At 62.2% G+C, this 18,407-nt stretch carries 12 protein-coding genes and 1 tRNA gene; all 13 read left to right on the top strand.

Translation table 11 applies throughout. The annotated features are described in order from the left end of the window. The first annotated feature begins 63 nt into the window (after positions 1-63). Positions 64-139: transfer RNA gene (locus FAZ98_RS13035), tRNA-Trp, on the top strand. A 38-nt stretch (positions 140-177) separates the two neighbouring features. Further along, positions 178-558 (top strand): preprotein translocase subunit SecE, encoded by a 381-nt coding sequence (gene secE / locus FAZ98_RS13030; RefSeq protein ID WP_158951586.1) that lies wholly within the window; start codon positions 178-180, stop codon positions 556-558. A gap of 1 nt (position 559) precedes the next feature. After that, positions 560-1,117 carry a transcription termination/antitermination protein NusG gene (gene nusG, locus FAZ98_RS13025; protein ID WP_075303275.1) on the top strand — a complete coding sequence of 186 codons (558 nt, stop codon included), beginning with the start codon at positions 560-562 and terminating at the stop codon, positions 1,115-1,117. 191 nt (positions 1,118-1,308) lie between these two features. Further along, a complete protein-coding gene (rplK, locus tag FAZ98_RS13020) occupies positions 1,309-1,740 on the top strand; it encodes a 50S ribosomal protein L11 (protein ID WP_158951585.1) in 432 nt (143 codons plus the stop codon). Between the two features lie 2 nt (positions 1,741-1,742). Next, positions 1,743-2,438, top strand: coding sequence for a 50S ribosomal protein L1 (gene rplA / locus FAZ98_RS13015; RefSeq protein WP_158951584.1), 696 nt, complete (start codon positions 1,743-1,745; stop codon positions 2,436-2,438). 331 nt (positions 2,439-2,769) lie between these two features. Further along, the gene (gene rplJ / locus FAZ98_RS13010) at positions 2,770-3,270 is read left to right on the top strand and encodes a 50S ribosomal protein L10 (protein ID WP_158951583.1); all 501 of its coding nucleotides are present in this window, start codon (positions 2,770-2,772) and stop codon (positions 3,268-3,270) included. 78 nt (positions 3,271-3,348) lie between these two features. Continuing rightward, a complete protein-coding gene (gene rplL / locus FAZ98_RS13005; RefSeq protein ID WP_027821097.1) occupies positions 3,349-3,723 on the top strand; it encodes a 50S ribosomal protein L7/L12 in 375 nt (124 codons plus the stop codon). 376 nt (positions 3,724-4,099) lie between these two features. Further along, positions 4,100-8,206 (top strand): DNA-directed RNA polymerase subunit beta, encoded by a 4,107-nt coding sequence (rpoB, locus tag FAZ98_RS13000; RefSeq protein WP_158951582.1) that lies wholly within the window; start codon positions 4,100-4,102, stop codon positions 8,204-8,206. A gap of 21 nt (positions 8,207-8,227) precedes the next feature. After that, on the top strand, positions 8,228-12,490 hold the full coding sequence (rpoC, locus tag FAZ98_RS12995) for a DNA-directed RNA polymerase subunit beta' (protein ID WP_158951581.1): 4,263 nt from the start codon (positions 8,228-8,230) through the stop codon (positions 12,488-12,490). A gap of 279 nt (positions 12,491-12,769) precedes the next feature. Further along, on the top strand, positions 12,770-14,059 hold the full coding sequence (locus FAZ98_RS12990; protein WP_158951580.1) for an MASE1 domain-containing protein: 1,290 nt from the start codon (positions 12,770-12,772) through the stop codon (positions 14,057-14,059). A gap of 3 nt (positions 14,060-14,062) precedes the next feature. Continuing rightward, entirely contained in the window at positions 14,063-15,574 is a 1,512-nt protein-coding gene (locus FAZ98_RS12985; RefSeq protein ID WP_158951579.1) for an acyl-CoA-binding protein, read from the top strand. A 16-nt stretch (positions 15,575-15,590) separates the two neighbouring features. Continuing rightward, the gene (locus FAZ98_RS12980; protein WP_158951578.1) at positions 15,591-17,885 is read left to right on the top strand and encodes a patatin-like phospholipase family protein; all 2,295 of its coding nucleotides are present in this window, start codon (positions 15,591-15,593) and stop codon (positions 17,883-17,885) included. Positions 17,886-18,061: 176 nt separating this feature from the next. After that, positions 18,062-18,385, top strand: a complete 324-nt coding sequence (locus tag FAZ98_RS12975; protein WP_158951577.1) for a hypothetical protein — start codon at positions 18,062-18,064, stop codon at positions 18,383-18,385. Positions 18,386-18,407 lie beyond the last annotated feature (22 nt).

Here is an 18,407-nt window from a genome sequence, read left to right as displayed (position 1 = left end):
CAGTCTCGTTGATCGACTTGTGTAGTTTCGGGGTTGGCGGTGTCGCCGGCCCCAAAATGGTTTAGGGGTATAGCTCAACTGGCAGAGCGTCGGTCTCCAAAACCGAAGGTTGGGGGTTCGATTCCCTCTGCCCCTGCCAACTTATAGCGCTGTTTGCGCGTTGTTCTTTAAGGTGTTATGGCGAATCCTTCCGTCGAAACTGTTAATACTTCCAGCGACAAGCTGATGCTTGTGGTGGGCGTATTGTTGGTGTTGGCCGGGTTCGTAGGGTTCTACTGGCTCGGTAGCCAGGAGTGGTATGTCCGCGGTGCGGCGCTCGCAGTGGGCGTGATCGCGGGTGTGGTGGTCGGTCTTCTCTCGGCGCCCGGCAAGAGCTTCATCGGTTTTGCCAAAGACTCGTACAAGGAAGTTCGCAAGGTCGTCTGGCCGACTCGTAAAGAGGCTACCCAAACGACGCTGGTGGTCTTCGCCTTCGTCCTGGCAATGGCCATCATTCTGTGGGTTTGCGACAAATCCATCGAGTGGGTGATTTTCTCGGCGATTCTGGGTTGGAAATGATATGAGCGATACACCGGCATCCCCGAGCGGCAAGCGTTGGTATGTGGTGCACGCCTACTCCGGCATGGAGAAGAGCGTGCAACGTGCGCTTCAGGAGCGCATCGAACGTGCAGGCATGCAGGATCAGTTTGGCCAGATCCTCGTCCCGACTGAAGAAGTCGTCGAGGTGAAGGGTGGTCACAAATCCGTGACCGAACGTCGTTTCTTCCCGGGGTACGTCCTGGTCGAAATGGAAATGACGGATGAAACGTGGCACCTCGTGAAGAACACGGCAAAGGTGACCGGTTTCGTCGGCGGGGCACGTAATCGGCCGAGTCCGATTTCGCCGCGCGAAGTTGAAAAGATCATGTCGCAGATGCAGGAAGGCGTTGAGAAACCGCGCCCCAAGACCCTGTTCGAAGTCGGCGAGATGGTCCGCGTGAAGGAAGGTCCGTTCACGGACTTCAACGGCAGCGTCGAAGAAGTCAACTACGAAAAGTCGCGCGTCCGGGTCTCCGTCACCATTTTCGGTCGTGCCACACCAGTCGAACTCGAGTTCGGCCAGGTCGAAAAGCTGTAAATCGAATTCTACGGATCGCATCTTTGGTGCGATCCGTTTTTCCGCGCTTACGGTCCGCGCAATGGCCGTAGAGGAGCGCAAGTAGTCGAATCGGTTGTCGATGCCGGCAAAAAACCTGGCACAGCGAAGATTGCGGCGAAAGCGCGCTACCACTCACCAGGACGCTCACGCGTTCCCAAGAGGTTTTCAACATGGCAAAGAAAATCATCGGCTTTATCAAGCTGCAGATTCCTGCAGGTAAAGCCAACCCGTCGCCGCCGGTCGGTCCGGCACTGGGCCAGCGCGGCCTGAACATCATGGAGTTCTGCAAGGCGTTCAACGCGCAGACCCAAGGTATGGAGCCGGGTCTGCCGACGCCGGTCGTGATCACGGCCTTCGCGGACAAGAGCTTCACGTTCATCCTGAAGACGCCGCCGGCCACGATCCTGATCAAGAAGGCAGCGAAGGTCGACAAGGGTTCGGCCAAGCCGCACACGGACAAGGTCGCTACGATCACGCGCGCGCAAGCCGAAGAGATCGCCAAGACCAAGATGCCTGACCTCACGGCAGCCGATATGGACGCAGCGGTCCGCACGATCGCTGGTAGCGCCCGCTCGATGGGCATCATCGTGGAGGGCGTGTAATCATGGCTAAGCTTTCGAAGCGTCAACAGGCACTCGCGGCCAAGATCGACCGTCAAAAGCAATACGCGATCGGCGACGCACTGTCGCTCGTGAAGGAATGCGCCACGGCGAAGTTCAACGAGTCGATCGACGTGTCGGTCCAGCTCGGCATCGACGCGAAGAAGTCGGACCAGGTCGTTCGTGGTTCGGTCGTTCTGCCGGCAGGTACGGGCAAGTCGGTTCGCGTTGCTGTGTTCGCACAGGGCGAGAAGGCTGAACAGGCCAAGGCAGCCGGCGCGGAAATCGTCGGTATGGAAGACCTCGCTGAGCAGATCAAGGCTGGCAATCTGGACTTCGACATCGTGATCGCTTCGCCGGACACGATGCGCGTCGTCGGTACGCTCGGTCAGATCCTCGGCCCGCGCGGCCTGATGCCGAACCCGAAGGTCGGTACGGTTACGCCGGACGTCGCTACGGCCGTGAAGAACGCCAAGGCTGGTCAGGTGCAATTCCGCGTCGACAAGGCCGGTATCATCCACGCGACCATCGGCCGTGCTTCGTTCGAAGCCGCCGCGCTGCGCAGCAACCTGGACGCGCTCCTCGACGCGCTGACCAAGGCCAAGCCGGCAACGAGCAAGGGCGTGTACCTGCGCAAGATCGCTGTTTCGAGCACGATGGGCGTCGGCGTTCGCGTCGATCAATCGTCGCTGGCAGCGTAATTGCAGTAACAAGTTTTGCCGCGCTGAAGTCCGGGTCGAAGCTGAACCGGACCGCAGTGCGGATTTAAAGGGCTTTGGGCGGTTGTGCAGCAGTCGTATCGCGGCACAACCGGTTGTCAAAGACCGTTGGCGGAAGTGCAGCAGTTGGGTGCTTCCTTAATGCGAAGCCAACGCAGATGGCGAACCCGAAAAAGTTTTGAAGTGTTGATGTGAGCAGAAGCAGGCGGCAACGCCTGGCGAAGCAAGCTGATTTACTCCGGACTGGTCGGTCGCCGTTGTTGAACGCGGCATCTGGCGCGAGAGCGTTGGGTGTCGAATCTGGAGGTTAACCGTGCCACTGAACAAAGAAGGTAAGCAGGCCGTCGTGGCTGAAGTCTCCGCGCAAGTCGCGAAGGCTCAGACCGTCGTGTTGGCCGAGTATCGTGGAATCGCGGTTGGCGATCTGACCAAGCTGCGCGCGAAAGCGCGTGAGCAGCAGGTGTACCTTCGCGTGTTGAAGAACACGCTGGCGCGTCGCGCTGTCGAAGGTACCCCGTTTGCTCCGCTGGCAGAGCAGATGACTGGCCCCCTGATCTACGGCATCTCGGAAGATGCCATTGCTGCCGCGAAGGTCGTCAATGACTTCGCGAAGAGCAATGACAAGTTGGTCATCAAGGCTGGTTCCTACGAAGGCAAGGTGATGGACAAGGCAGGCGTGCAAGCGCTGGCCAGCATCCCGAGCCGCGAAGAACTGCTCTCGAAGCTGCTGTTCGTTATGCAAGCTCCCGTCTCGGGCTTCGCGCGTGCACTCGCCGCGCTGGCAGAGAAGAAGCAAGCAGAAGAAGCTGCCTGATTTCAGGTCAGCGAACGAACGCACGCAAGCGAGAAAGATCGCTAGCTGTTTCCGAATTCAAATCTGGAGTAATTTCAAATGGCAATCGCAAAAGAAGACATCCTTGAAGCCGTTGGCTCGATGTCGGTTCTCGAACTGAACGAACTGGTCAAGGCATTCGAAGAGAAGTTTGGCGTGTCGGCAGCTGCTGTGGCAGTCGCTGGCCCGGCAGGCGGCGGCGCAGCTGCTGCTGCTGAAGAGCAAACCGAGTTCACGGTCAACCTGCTCGAAGCAGGCGCGAACAAGGTGTCGGTCATTAAGGCCGTTCGTGAACTGACGGGTCTCGGCCTGAAGGAAGCGAAGGACCTGGTCGACGGCGCACCGAAGCCCGTGAAGGAAGCGGTGCCCAAGGCTGCTGCTGAAGAAGCGAAGAAGAAGCTGGAAGAAGCCGGCGCGAAGGCTGAAATCAAGTAAGTTTCAGCGCGCTGTGCGAAGGCTGGCGGTTTTTACACCGCCGGCCTTTTTGTGCTTTGTGGGGACTGCGTTTTTGTGTTCGATTTTTGATGAGTCGGAGGCAGGATGCGGGACCCAGAAGCCAAAGAGAACCGTCTTTCGTCGTGTGAGATCAGCGAACCGATCGCCGCGGCAGATGACGTTTCTCTTTGTCTTCTGAAGCGACTGCAGAAGGCAAGTTTGGTCGGGCAGCGGGCAAGTTATGACAAGCCGATATCCGCTGCCGTCAGCCAGCGGTTGGTAGAGGCCAACCACCAAGCTTCCAGGGCTCGCGCAGCCATCGGGTCTCAGTCGGTGAACACTCGGGTCGTCCTACCCGCCGTGATTCGGAGATCGTATGCACTATTCCTTCACCGAGAAGAAGCGTATTCGCAAGAGTTTCGCGAAACGCCCCATCGTTCACCAGGTTCCTTTCCTGCTGGCCACCCAGCTTGAATCATTCAGTACGTTCCTGCAAGCAGACACGGCAAGCGCCCAGCGCAAGTCGGAAGGTCTGCAAGCAGCGTTCTCTTCTGTTTTTCCCATTGTTTCCCATAACGGCTTCGCTCGTCTAGAGTTCGTGAGCTATATGCTTTCGCCGCCGGCATTCAACATCAAGGAATGTCAGCAGCGTGGCCTCACGTACTGCTCTGCCCTGCGCGCGAAGGTGCGTCTCGTGCTGCTCGACAAGGAATCGCCGAGCAAGCCGGTCGTCAAGGAAGTGAAGGAACAGGAAGTGTACATGGGCGAAATTCCGCTCATGACGCCCACCGGTTCGTTCGTCATCAACGGCACCGAGCGTGTCATCGTCTCGCAGCTGCACCGCTCGCCCGGCGTGTTCTTCGAACACGACAAGGGCAAGACGCACAGCTCGGGCAAGCTGCTGTTCTCGGCACGTATCATTCCTTACCGCGGTTCGTGGCTCGACTTCGAGTTCGACCCGAAGGACGTGCTGTACTTCCGCGTCGACCGTCGCCGCAAGATGCCGGTCACGATCCTGCTGAAGGCGATCGGCCTCACGCCGGAACAGATCCTCGCGAACTTCTTCGTGTTCGACAACTTCACGCTGATGCCGGAAGGCGCGCAGATGGAGTTCGTGCCCGAGCGTCTGCGAGGTGAAGTCGCGCGCTTCGACATTACGGACCGCGAAGGCAAGGTCATCGTCCAGAAGGACAAGCGGATCAACGCCAAGCACATTCGCGACCTCGAAACCGCGAAGACCACGTTCATCTCGGTGCCGGAAGACTATCTGCTCGGCCGCGTGCTCGCGAAGAACGTTGTCGACGGCGACACGGGCGAAGTGATCGCCAACGCGAACGACGAGATCACGGAAGGCGTGCTCGACAAGCTGCGCGAAGCGAAGATCAAGGACATCCAGACGCTCTACACGAACGATCTGGACCAGGGTCCGTACATCTCGTCGACGCTGCGTATCGACGAAACCGCCGACAAGATGGCCGCGCGCATCGCGATCTACCGCATGATGCGTCCGGGCGAACCGCCGACCGAAGAAGCGGTCGAGGCGCTGTTCAACCGTCTGTTCTACAGCGAAGAAGCGTACGACCTCTCGAAGGTGGGTCGTATGAAGTTCAACCGCCGCGTGGGCCGTGACGAAATCGTCGGCCCGATGACGCTGCAGGACGACGACATCCTCGCGACCATCAAGATCCTGGTCGAGCTGCGTAACGGCAAGGGCGAAGTGGACGACATCGACCACTTGGGCAATCGTCGTGTGCGTTGCGTCGGCGAACTGGCGGAAAACCAGTTCCGCGCCGGTCTCGTGCGTGTGGAACGTGCTGTCAAGGAACGCCTCGGCCAGGCCGAAAGCGAAAACCTGATGCCGCACGACCTGATCAACTCGAAGCCGATTTCGTCGGCGATTCGCGAGTTCTTCGGTTCGTCGCAGCTGTCGCAGTTCATGGACCAGACCAACCCGTTGTCGGAAATCACCCACAAGCGCCGCGTGTCGGCACTTGGCCCGGGCGGTCTGACGCGCGAGCGCGCTGGCTTTGAAGTGCGCGACGTGCACCCGACCCACTACGGCCGCGTGTGCCCGATCGAAACGCCGGAAGGTCCGAACATCGGCCTGATCAACTCGCTCGCTCTGTACGCGCACCTGAACGAATACGGCTTCCTCGAAACGCCGTATCGCAAGGTCGTGGACAGCAAGGTGACGGATCAGATCGACTATCTGTCGGCGATCGAAGAAGGCCGTTACGTGATCGCTCAGGCGAACGCGGCGGTGGCCGAAGACGGCACGCTGACCGACGAACTGGTTTCGTCGCGTGAAGCGGGCGAAACGCTGATGGTCACGCCGGACCGCATCCAGTACATGGACGTGGCGCCGTCGCAGATCGTTTCCGTGGCAGCTTCGCTGATTCCGTTCCTCGAGCACGACGACGCGAACCGCGCGTTGATGGGTTCGAACATGCAGCGTCAGGCCGTGCCTTGCCTGCGTCCGGAAAAGCCGGTCGTCGGTACGGGTATCGAGCGTACGGTTGCGGTCGACTCGGGTACGACGGTTCAGGCGCTGCGTGGCGGCGTGGTCGACTATGTCGACGCGGGCCGTATCGTGATTCGCGTGAACGACGATGAAGCCGTCGCCGGTGAAGTCGGCGTGGACATCTACAACCTCATCAAGTACACGCGTTCGAACCAGAACACGAACATCAACCAGCGTCCGATCGTGAAGATGGGCGACTGGGTTGCGCGCGGCGACGTGCTGGCTGACGGCGCATCGACCGATCTGGGCGAGCTCGCGCTCGGCCAGAACATGCTGATCGCGTTCATGCCGTGGAACGGCTACAACTTCGAAGACTCGATCCTGATCTCGGAGAAGGTGGTTGCGGACGACCGTTACACGTCGATCCACATCGAAGAACTGAATGTCGTGGCTCGCGACACGAAGCTTGGACCGGAAGAAATCACGCGCGACATTTCGAACCTCGCGGAAGTGCAGCTTGGCCGTCTCGACGAGTCGGGCATCGTGTACATCGGCGCGGAAGTCGAAGCGGGCGATGTGCTCGTGGGCAAGGTCACGCCGAAGGGCGAAACCCAGCTCACGCCGGAAGAAAAGCTGCTGCGCGCGATCTTCGGCGAGAAGGCTTCGGACGTGAAGGACACGTCGCTGCGCGTGCCCTCGGGCATGAGCGGCACGGTCATCGACGTGCAAGTGTTCACGCGTGAAGGCATCCAGCGCGACAAGCGTGCGCAACAGATCATCGACGATGAACTGAAGCGTTATCGCCTCGACCTGAACGACCAGCTGCGTATCGTGGAAGGCGACGCGTTCCAGCGTCTCGCGCGCATGCTCGAAGGCAAGGTCGCGAACGGCGGTCCGAAGAAGCTCGCGAAGGGCACGAAGCTCGAGCGCGCGTACCTCGAAGACCTCGATCACTACCACTGGTTCGACATCCGCCTCGCGGACGAAGAAGCTGCGGCGCAGCTCGAAGCGATCAAGAACTCGATCGAAGAGAAGCGTCACCAGTTCGATCTGGCGTTCGAAGAGAAGCGCAAGAAGCTCACGCAAGGCGACGAACTGCCGCCGGGCGTGCTGAAGATGGTCAAGGTGTACCTCGCGGTGAAGCGCCGTCTGCAGCCTGGCGACAAGATGGCAGGCCGTCACGGTAACAAGGGCGTGGTGTCGAAGATCGTGCCGATCGAAGACATGCCGTACATGGCCGACGGCCGTCCGGCCGACGTCGTGCTGAACCCGCTCGGCGTGCCGTCGCGGATGAACGTGGGTCAGGTTCTCGAAGTGCACCTGGGCTGGGCCGCGAAGGGTCTGGGCTGGCGTATCGGCGAGATGCTGGCGCGTCAGACGAAGGTTGCGGAGATGCGTGAGTTCCTCACGAAGATCTACAACGAGTCGGGCCACAAGGAAGACCTCGACAGCTTCAGCGACGACGACATCCTCGAACTCGCGAAGAACCTGCGCGAAGGCGTGCCGTTCGCAACGCCGGTGTTCGACGGTGCGACCGAAGAGGAAATGGGCAAGATGCTCGATCTGGCATTCCCGGACGACATCGCGCAGAACCTCGGCATGACGCCGTCGAAGAACCAGGTGCGTCTGTACGACGGCCGCACGGGCGAAATGTTCGAGCGTACGGTCACCGTGGGCTACATGCACTACCTGAAGCTGCATCACCTTGTCGACGACAAGATGCACGCGCGTTCGACGGGTCCGTACTCGCTCGTGACGCAGCAGCCGCTGGGTGGTAAGGCGCAATTCGGTGGTCAGCGCTTCGGTGAAATGGAAGTGTGGGCGCTCGAAGCGTATGGCGCTTCGTATGTGCTGCAGGAAATGTTGACGGTGAAGTCCGATGACGTGACGGGCCGGACGAAGGTGTACGAAAACCTCGTCAAGGGCGACCACGTGATCGACGCGGGCATGCCGGAATCCTTCAACGTGCTGGTGAAGGAAATCCGCTCGCTCGGCATCGACATCGACCTCGACCGCAACTAATCGGACTACGGAGAGAAGGCAATGAAAGCTCTGCTCGATCTATTCAAGCAAGTCCAACAAGAAGAAGTTTTCGACGCGATCAAGATCGGTCTGGCCTCGCCGGACAAGATCCGCTCGTGGTCGTTCGGCGAAGTGAAGAAGCCGGAGACCATCAACTACCGCACCTTCAAGCCGGAGCGGGATGGTCTGTTCTGCGCGAAGATTTTTGGTCCGATCAAGGACTACGAATGCCTTTGCGGCAAGTACAAGCGCCTGAAGCACCGTGGCGTGATCTGCGAGAAGTGCGGCGTGGAAGTCACGCTCGCGAAGGTGCGTCGCGAACGCATGGGCCACATCGAGCTGGCCTCGCCGGTCGCTCACATCTGGTTCCTGAAGTCGCTGCCGTCGCGTCTGGGCATGGTGCTCGACATGACGCTGCGCGACATCGAGCGCGTGCTGTACTTCGAAGCATACGTGGTGATCGATCCGGGCATGACGCCGCTGAAGGCGCGTCAGATCATGACCGAAGAGGATTACTACAATAAGGTCGAAGAGTACGGTGACGAATTCCGTGCCGAAATGGGCGCGGAAGGCGTGCGTGAACTCCTGCGCGCGATCAACATCGACGAGCAGGTCGAAACCCTGCGCACGGAGCTGAAGAACACCGGCTCGGAAGCGAAGATCAAGAAGTACGCGAAGCGCCTGAAGGTGCTCGAGGCCTTCCAGCGTTCGGGCATCAAGCCCGAATGGATGGTGCTCGAAGTGCTGCCGGTGCTGCCGCCGGAACTGCGTCCGCTGGTGCCGCTGGACGGCGGCCGTTTCGCGACTTCGGACCTGAACGACCTGTATCGCCGCGTCATCAACCGTAACAACCGTCTGAAGCGTCTGCTCGAGCTGAAGGCGCCGGAGATCATCGTCCGCAACGAAAAGCGGATGCTCCAGGAAGCGGTTGACTCGCTGCTCGACAACGGCCGTCGCGGCAAGGCAATGACGGGCGCCAACAAGCGTCCGCTGAAGTCGCTCGCCGACATGATCAAGGGTAAGGGCGGCCGCTTCCGTCAGAACCTGCTGGGCAAGCGCGTGGACTACTCGGGCCGTTCGGTCATCGTGGTGGGTCCGACGCTCAAGCTGCACCAGTGCGGTCTGCCGAAGCTGATGGCGCTCGAACTGTTCAAGCCGTTCATCTTCAACAAGCTGGAAACGATGGGCGTTGCCACGACCATCAAGGCTGCGAAGAAGGAAGTCGAGAACCAGACGCCGGTGGTGTGGGACATTCTCGAAGAAGTCATTCGCGAACATCCGGTCATGCTGAACCGCGCGCCTACGCTTCACCGTCTTGGCATTCAGGCTTTCGAGCCGGTGCTGATTGAAGGTAAGGCGATCCAGCTGCACCCGCTCGTTTGCGCGGCGTTCAACGCCGACTTCGACGGTGACCAGATGGCCGTTCACGTTCCGCTGTCGCTCGAAGCGCAGATGGAAGCGCGTACGCTCATGCTCGCGTCGAACAACGTCCTGTTCCCGGCCAACGGCGATCCGTCGATCGTGCCGTCGCAGGATATCGTGCTGGGCCTGTACTACGCCACGCGTGAAGCGATCAACGGCAAGGGCGAAGGCATGACGTTCACGGGCGTGTCGGAAGCGCTCCGTGCGTACGAGAACAAGGAAGTCGAGCTGGCTTCGCGCGTGAACGTGCGTATTACCGAAATGGTCCACAACGAGGACAAGTCGGAAGGCGCACCGGCATTCGTGCCGAAGATCACGCTGTACGCGACCACGGTCGGCCGTTCGATCCTCTCGGAAATCCTGCCGCCGGGCCTGCCGTTCTCGGTGCTGAACAAGCCGCTGAAGAAGAAGGAAATTTCGCGCCTGATCAACACGGCATTCCGCAAGTGCGGTCTGCGCGAAACGGTGATCTTCGCCGACCAGCTGATGCAGTCGGGCTTCCGCCTGGCAACGCGCGCCGGTATTTCCATCTGCGTGGACGACATGCTCGTGCCGCCGCAGAAGGAAACCATCGTCGGCGAAGCCGCGAAGAAGGTGAAGGAATACGATCGCCAGTACATGTCGGGTCTCGTCACCGCGCAGGAACGCTACAACAACGTGGTCGACATCTGGTCGAACACGTCGGAAGCGGTCGGCAAGGCGATGATGGAGCAGCTCGCCACGGAACCGGTGATCGACCGCGACGGCAAGGAAACGCGCCAGGAATCGTTCAACTCGATCTACATGATGGCCGACTCGGGCGCGCGGGGTTCCGCAACGCAGATTCGCCAGCTGGCGGGTATGCGCGGCCTGATGGCGAAGCCGGACGGCTCGATTATCGAAACGCCGATTACCGCGAACTTCCGCGAAGGCCTGAACGTGTTGCAGTACTTCATCTCGACCCACGGTGCACGTAAGGGTCTGGCTGATACGGCACTGAAGACCGCGAACTCGGGTTACCTGACGCGTCGTCTCGTCGACGTCACGCAGGATCTCGTGGTCGTCGAGGAAGATTGCGGCACGTCGAACGGCGTGGCGATGAAGGCACTCGTGGAAGGCGGTGAAGTCGTCGAAGCGCTGCGTGACCGTATTCTCGGTCGCGTCGCGGTGGCGGACGTCGTCAACCCGGAAACGCAGGAAACGATCTACGCGGCAGGCGACCTGCTCGACGAAGACGCGGTCGAAACGATCGAAAGCCTCGGTATCGACGAAGTGCGCGTGCGCACGCCGCTTACCTGCGAAACGCGTTATGGCCTGTGCGCCTCGTGCTACGGCCGCGACCTCGGCCGCGGCTCGCGCGTGAACGTCGGCGAAGCAGTCGGCGTGATCGCGGCACAGTCGATCGGCGAACCGGGCACGCAGCTCACGATGCGTACGTTCCACATCGGTGGTGCGGCATCGCGTGCGGCAGTGGCCTCGTCGATCGAAGCCAAGTCGAACGGTACCGTGCGCTTCACGGCGACGATGCGTTACGTCACGAACGCGAAGGGCGAGCAGATCGTCATCTCGCGTTCGGGCGAAGCCATCATCGCCGACGATCACGGCCGCGAGCGCGAGCGTCACAAGGTGCCGTACGGCGCGACGCTGCTGCAGCTCGACGGTGCAGCGATCAAGGCCGGCACGCAGCTCGCGACGTGGGACCCGCTCACGCGCCCGATCATCACCGAGTACGGCGGTACGGTGAAGTTCGAGAACGTCGAAGAAGGCGTGACCGTGGCGAAGCAGATCGACGACGTCACGGGTCTCTCGACCCTCGTGGTGATCGACGTGAAGCGCCGTGGTTCGCAGGCTTCGAAGAGCGTGCGTCCGCAGGTCAAGCTGCTCGACGCGAACGGCGACGAAGTCAAGATCCCGGGCACGGAGCATTCGGTGCAGATCGGCTTCCAGGTCGGCGCACTGATCACCGTGAAGGACGGTCAGCAAGTGCAGGTGGGTGAAGTGCTCGCACGTATCCCGACCGAAGCGCAGAAGACGCGTGACATTACCGGTGGTCTGCCGCGTGTGGCGGAACTGTTCGAAGCACGTTCGCCGAAGGACGCAGGTATCCTGGCGGAAGTCACGGGTACGACGTCGTTCGGTAAGGACACGAAGGGCAAGCAGCGTCTCGTTATCACGGACCTCGAAGGCAATCAGCACGAGTTCCTGATCGCGAAGGAAAAGCAGGTGCTGGTCCACGACGGTCAGGTCGTCAACAAGGGCGAAATGATCGTGGACGGCCCGGCCGATCCGCACGACATCCTGCGTCTGCAGGGTATCGAGGCGCTGTCGCGCTACATCGTCGACGAAGTGCAGGACGTGTACCGTCTGCAGGGCGTGAAGATCAACGACAAGCACATCGAAGTGATCGTGCGTCAGATGCTGCGTCGTGTGCAGATCACCGACAACGGCGATACGCGCTTCATTCCGGGCGAGCAGGTCGAGCGTTCGGACATGCTGGACGAGAACGACAAGATGAACGCCGAGGACAAGCGCCCGGCCACCTACGAGAACGTGCTGCTCGGTATCACGAAGGCATCGCTCTCGACGGATTCGTTCATCTCGGCGGCATCGTTCCAGGAAACGACGCGCGTGCTGACCGAAGCGGCGATCATGGGCAAGCGCGACGATCTGCGTGGCCTGAAGGAAAACGTCATCGTCGGCCGTCTGATTCCGGCTGGTACGGGTCTCGCCTTCCACAAGGCGCGCCGTGCGAAGGAATCGTCGGATCGCGAGCGTTTCGACCAGATCGCAGCGGAAGAAGCGTTCGAGTTCGGCGCACCGGAAGCTCCGGCTGCCGAAGTGCCGGTGGAAACGCCGCAGCAGTCGCACACCACGGACGAATAAGCGAAATCGCGGTGCAAACCGCGTCACGCTGAAAGGCCGTACCCCAAAAACCGCCCGGTTAGCGCCGGGCGGTTTTTTTTCGTCCGTCGAAACTGATTCGGTGTTTTGTCACTTAATTCAGAGTTGTCCTACGTTTTTAACAGATCGACGCATCTAGCATAGGCCGGCGTCGACATGACCCGCTGATCGCAAGCGCGCATTGCGTGTTGACGCATCGCTCAACCGCGCGATGCATCCCTATCGTCTTTCGATCGCATCGCCCTTTACTTTGGCGGTGCAATGCACTTCGATCGAAAAACGCCACTCGCGCACGCGGCTGTCTGGCTGCTTCTCTATCTCGCAACGGGAGCGCTGTCCGGGGAGTTCAACGTCAGCACGGCTGCATTGGCGCCGTACGTCTGGTTGCCGGCAGGCGTCAGTCTCGCGGCGATGCTGTTGTCGCGCTCGGTCTCGGGAATTCCGCTCGCTATCGCCTTTGCCTTGCTGCAGGCCGTGCTCTCGCATCAGGGCGGCCGCGACGTGCTGTCGTCGCTCGTCCTCGGGCTGCTGGCGGGCGTCGCGCCGCTGGCGGCCGCGGCGCTCGTGCGCGCACTGCGCATGAAGCTGGAAGGGCTGCATCTGCTGCCGACGGTCGTGGCGGCGGCGCTCGTGAGTGCGGTGCTGCTCGGCTGCGGTGGTTCGTCGTACTTCGCAATCACGCACGGCATGCCGTTCTGGGCGCCGCTGTGGCAGTGGAGCGCCGCGATCTTCGTGGGCGTGTGCATCACGCTGCCGCTGCTGGCGGTCTGGGCGCAGTTGCGCGCCCGGCGCTCCGCGCCGCGCAACGTCTGCCGCGAAATCGTCGGCTATGCGGCATTCGTGGCGATGGCTGCCATCACCTGGGCGCTGTTCGATAGCGGCACGGCGCTCAGGCTCGACGCATTGGGCGTGACCTGTCCGCTCTATTTGCCGATGTTTTGCGTCGTGATCGTCGCCATCGTTGGCGGTGCGCGGGGCGGCACGCTGGCCGTACTGGCGCTCACGTTGATCTGCCTCGGACATACCGTGCGCGGCGAGGGGCCTTTCGCGGCGCAATCGGTGCCGGCCGCGCTCATGCTGCTGCAGGCGCAGATGTATATCGGCGCCGCGGCCATGCTGGTGCTCATCGTGCATGCGCTGCGCGACGCCGAGGCGCAAGCCCGCGCGCTGGCCGAACGCTGGCGCACGGAACTCGAACTCTCGCTGGCCGGCGCGGCGCAGGCCGCCTATTCGGTCGATCCCGCAAGCGGTGGCGTGCAATGGCGCGGCGACGTGCATCGTCTCACCGGTCTCGCCGCCGAGCGGCTTGCGACCGTCGAGGACGTGATCGATCTCGTGCATCCCGACGATCGCGAATTGTTGCGCGCGCGCTGGAGAGCGCCCGAAGCGGCGCTGGCGGCGCCTCGCCATCTGCCGTTCCGTCTGTCGCGCGCGTGCGGCGCGCAAGAGTGGCTCGAACTGGTCGATCTGGGCTCGCCGTTATCGGACGGCAACGGGCGCGTGGCGTTCGTCGCCGGCGTCTGGCAGAACCCGTCGCCGTCGGTGAGGTAAGCCATGACAGTACGAACCGGCGCTCTGCTGATCCACGGACTGGGCGGCACGCAATTCGATCTCGGCTCGATGCATCGTCAACTGAAACGCTGCGGCATCGAAACCCATTCGTTGACCTTGCCCGGTCACGGCACCACGCCCGAGGCGCTGGTGTCCGTGCGAGCGGAAGCGTGGATCGACGCGGTCACAACGAAATATCGCGAACTTGTCGAGCAGTACGAAGTGTTTCATGTGATGGGCATGTGCATGGGCGCGCTGCTGGCTGCCGCGCTGTGCGCACGCGAGCGGCACGATAAAGGATCGCTCGTCACGCTTGCGCCGCCCATCTATATCGACGGGTGGAGTACGCCGTGGTGGCGCGGCGTGCGTCATCTGGCTTACCGTCTGCCAATTCTCCCGGCGAAAATGAAAATTGAGGAAGGCGAACCATTCGGCATCAAGAATGCGCTGGTGCGCAATATCGTCAAGGCGAAATTCGAGCGTGGCGATAACTTCCATTACCGCTGGGTGCCGCTCGCGTGCATCCGCGAGGTCGACCGCTTACGCCGTCGTGTCAAGCGCGATCTGCCCTTGATTTCCTGTCCCACGCTCGTCGTGCACGCGCGCGAGGACGAATTGACCAGCCTGAAATCCGCGCAATTCATTGCAAGTAAGGCGCGTGACGCCCGCATCGTCGTGCTGGAAAACAGTTATCACATGATTTGCGTCGACAACGACCGCGAGCAGGTTGTCAGCAGCGTGCTCGACTTCTTCGGAATAGCGCCGCAGCCTGTCACCACTGACGTTGTCATCGAGCCGTGTACGCCGGAGCAGACCCGGTCGCTCGTCGAGCGCTTCGAGCGTGGCATGCGTGAGCGGCGCTATGAGGACGTATTCGGGCTCTTTTCCGCGGACGTGCACTGGCACCAGCGCGGCGAGAGTCCTGTGGCGCGCGTCTATGGCGACCGCAACGCGTTGATCGATCTGTTCTCGCAATTCGTGACGCTGTCCGACGGTACGTTCCGCGTGACCGGTTTCGGTACGCCCGAATTTGACGCCGACGGCACGGTGCGGATGCGCCTGTTCAGCGAGGCGCAGGCGCGCGGTGCGACGCTGGCCGCGAGTGGCGTGCTGCGGCTCGCGTTTGGCAACGCCCGTATCCGCTCGGTCGTGTACGAGCCGGATCGCGGCGCGGAAGAGGACGCGTTCTGGAGCGCGGCGGCCCGAGCTGCGCAAGGGTCGGACGAACACGTCGAGAGCGATGCGTCGTTGACTGGCGCCGCGCTGGCCGCCGACTTCGAGAAAGCCGTTGCATCGGTGAGCGCGCTTGCCGTGCCGTTGCCGCCCGCCGTGCTGTTGAAACTGCGCGCGCTTTACAAGCAGGCGGGTTCGGGCGATGTGAGCGGCGAGCGGCCCGGCATGAGCGACGTCGTCGGGCGTGCCAAGTACGACGCATGGAAAAAACTGTGCGGCATGCCGCGCGAAGACGCGATGTCCCGCTATGTTGCATACGCGCGCTCGCTGACGCAACGGTAAGCCTATGCGGCATCGTATGTTTCGGAGTGCTGTGTTGTTCGTGACGGCGCTCATGGCGATTTGCGCCGTCGCGCAGACGCCAGCTTCCACATCCTCGACTACCACGCGCGACGCGCCCACCTCCGCGCAGGTCGCCCGGCCGCGCATCTGCCTTGCGCTCTCTGGCGGCGGCGCGCGCGGCTATGCGCATCTCGGCGTGCTCAAGGAGCTGGAGGCGCTGCATGTGCCGGTCGACTGCATCGCGGGCACGAGCATGGGCGCGGTGGTGGGTGCACTCTACGCGAGCGGCATGACCGCCGACGAAATCGAGCGCGCGCTGGCGGACCGCAATCTCGGCGACATCGCCTTCGACCGCGACGCGCGCAGTGCGCTCCCCGAGTCGTCGCGCGAGGACGAACTGATGTACCCCATCGGCGTGCCGATGGGTTTTGGCGGAGGGAAGGTGAAATTCCCCAACGGCCTCGTGCAGGGCAATCAGTTCATGGCGCTGTTGCGCACGTTGACCGGCCGCTATCCCGCCGATATCGATTTCGACCGCCTGCCCATTGCGTTCCGCGCGGTCGCGACGGATCTGGAAAGCGGCGAACGCGTCGTGCTGCACAATGGGTCGCTGCCGCTCGCCGTACGGGCGAGCATGGCCGTGCCGGGTCTCTTCGCGCCGGTAAAGCTCGGCGAGCGCACGCTCATCGACGGCGGCACGTCGTCGAATCTGCCGATCGACGTGGCGCGCGAAATGGGCGCCGATGTCGTCATCGCGGTCGACATCGGCACGCAACTCAAGCGCGCCGATCAGCTCGATTCAATGGCCGCCGTGACCTCGCAAATGGTCCGGCTGATGATGATGCGCAACGTGATCGCGCAGAAGGCGAGCTTGCGCGCGGGCGACATCCTGCTTGAGCCCGCGCTGGGCAAGCTGTCGTTTACGGACTTCAGCGTGATCCAGCCGGCCGTTCTGGCGGGGCAGGAGGCGGCCGTGCAACAGCGGGGGCGTCTCGGCGCGCTCTCGCTCGATGCGGGGCAGTACGCGGCGTGGCGCGCGGGGCTGCCGCACGATGCGGCGCTGCCGGTGGACACGCGCATCGCGCGCATTGAAGTCACGACAGGAAGTGGCCTCTCGGGCAGGCACGTCGAAAAAGCCCTGAAACTAAAGCCTGGCGACGTCTACGATGCGGCGGCCGTGGAGAACGCGCTGAACGAACTGGCGCGTCGCGATGGTCTCGAGAGCGTCACGCAAACGCTCACGGGGCCGCCTGGCGAGCGCGTGCTGCAAGTCCAGGCCAACGAGAAAAGCTGGGGCCCGAATTTTCTGCTGTTCGGTCTGGGCCTCTCGACCAATTTCGACGGCGACGGCGCGTTCTCGCTGCAGATCGGGCATCGCCTGCCGTGGATTACGCAGAGCGGTCTTTCCTGGCGCAACGACGTCGTTCTCGGCAGCCGCGTTCTCGGTATGCGCACCGAGTTGCGCCAGCCCGTGTTTGGCGAGGTGTTTCTCGCGCCCTACGCGTCGATCCGCCGCAGCGACCTGAATCTCTACGACGACAACAACGCCAAAGAGCGGCCGCTGCTGATCTACACGCAACAGGATATGCGGGTCGGACTCGATCTCGGCGTACCGCTCGGCAATCGGGGGGAGGGGCGCGTGGGCATTGCGCGTGTGCATACGTCCTACCAGGCGCGATCGTCGATTCTCACCGCGACGCAGGACGCGAACGGCGATGCGTCGGTAACCACGCGGAGCTTGTCGCTGGGCTCGACGTCGCAAACCGTCGCGAACGCCAGCGTCAAGATCGATCAGCTCGACGACGCGGTCTTCCCGCGCCACGGTTTTCACCTCAATACGCTCGTGAGCATGGGACTCGGCAATTCGCAGGCGAGCTACGACATCGCGTATGGGCGCGCGTTGTGGGCGGGGAGCGCGGGCGCATTCAGCATGAACGCCGCGCTGGAGGCGGGCGGCCCGTTTGCGGGTAATCGCAATTCGTCGTGGCAGTTCGGGCTGGGCGGGTTCCAGCATCTGTCGGCGTACTCGCAGGATCAGTTCAGCGGTCCCTATATCCTGTACGGCCGATTGACGGGACTCGCGCAGATCTCGCGCGATGGCGCCGGGCCGCTGCGCGGCGTATTCGCCGGCGTGAGTCTCGAGAGCGGGAACGTGTGGGAGACATCGAGGCAATTCGCGCGCGGTCCGTGGTTGAGCAGCGGCAGCGTGTTCCTCGGCGCGGTGACCGCGATCGGGCCGGTATACTTCGGCGTCGCCGCGGCGGGAGGCGGCGTGCACAACGTCTACTTCCAGTTGGGGAACCGTTTCTGACGCCGACCCGATGCGCAATGCCGGCGCCGCCCGGGCATGCGACCTCGTGCCGCGGCGCGCGTCGGCCTGCTGCGCGGCGCGTCGGCGCATGCTAACGTAGCGCGCCACGTCCGACCCGGCGTGTCATTTCGTACTACCGCGCTGGCGGCGTTTATCTGAATCTGGAGGCAGTAATCATGTGGTTCGTCGGGATCGGTCTCATCCTGAATCTGGCGACGTGCGTCGCCAATTTTTCGCATCTGCTGCACTTCGTCGGCAAGGAACAGGCCGCCAACTTTTTCGCGACGTTCCTCGTGCTGTGGGCGTTCCTGATCATCGGATTCATCATGCAGCTCGCGCGCAAGGTGAAAGTGGGCGCGCTGCTGCTCACGCTCGGCTCGCTCCTGTTCATGGCGGGCAGCGCCGTGCTGCTGCCGTTCGGCCTGCTCGTCGTCGTGTCGTTCGTCGCGGGCATCGTGACGATCGTCGGCGCGTTGCAGGTCATGCGCCGCCGCGTCTGAGTCGCGGCGCGCGGTTTTCCAG

The organism is Paraburkholderia acidisoli, from assembly GCF_009789675.1.
GTDB classification, from domain to species: Bacteria; Pseudomonadota; Gammaproteobacteria; order Burkholderiales; family Burkholderiaceae; genus Paraburkholderia; species Paraburkholderia acidisoli.
This window is presented reverse-complemented; position numbering and strand designations above follow the sequence as displayed.

Excerpts from the sequence above, each read along its gene's own strand:
- secE (WP_158951586.1), top strand. The coding sequence starts at position 178 with ATGGCGAATCCTTCCGTCGAAACTGTTAATACTTCCAGCGACAAGCTG.
- nusG (WP_075303275.1), top strand. The coding sequence starts at position 560 with ATGAGCGATACACCGGCATCCCCGAGCGGCAAGCGTTGGTATGTGGTG.
- rplK (WP_158951585.1), top strand. The coding sequence starts at position 1,309 with ATGGCAAAGAAAATCATCGGCTTTATCAAGCTGCAGATTCCTGCAGGT.
- rplA (WP_158951584.1), top strand. The coding sequence starts at position 1,743 with ATGGCTAAGCTTTCGAAGCGTCAACAGGCACTCGCGGCCAAGATCGAC.
- rplL (WP_027821097.1), top strand. The coding sequence starts at position 3,349 with ATGGCAATCGCAAAAGAAGACATCCTTGAAGCCGTTGGCTCGATGTCG.
- rpoB (WP_158951582.1), top strand. The coding sequence starts at position 4,100 with ATGCACTATTCCTTCACCGAGAAGAAGCGTATTCGCAAGAGTTTCGCG.
- rpoC (WP_158951581.1), top strand. The coding sequence starts at position 8,228 with ATGAAAGCTCTGCTCGATCTATTCAAGCAAGTCCAACAAGAAGAAGTT.
- FAZ98_RS12990 (WP_158951580.1), top strand. The coding sequence starts at position 12,770 with ATGCACTTCGATCGAAAAACGCCACTCGCGCACGCGGCTGTCTGGCTG.
- FAZ98_RS12985 (WP_158951579.1), top strand. The coding sequence starts at position 14,063 with ATGACAGTACGAACCGGCGCTCTGCTGATCCACGGACTGGGCGGCACG.
- FAZ98_RS12980 (WP_158951578.1), top strand. The coding sequence starts at position 15,591 with ATGTTTCGGAGTGCTGTGTTGTTCGTGACGGCGCTCATGGCGATTTGC.
- FAZ98_RS12975 (WP_158951577.1), top strand. The coding sequence starts at position 18,062 with ATGTGGTTCGTCGGGATCGGTCTCATCCTGAATCTGGCGACGTGCGTC.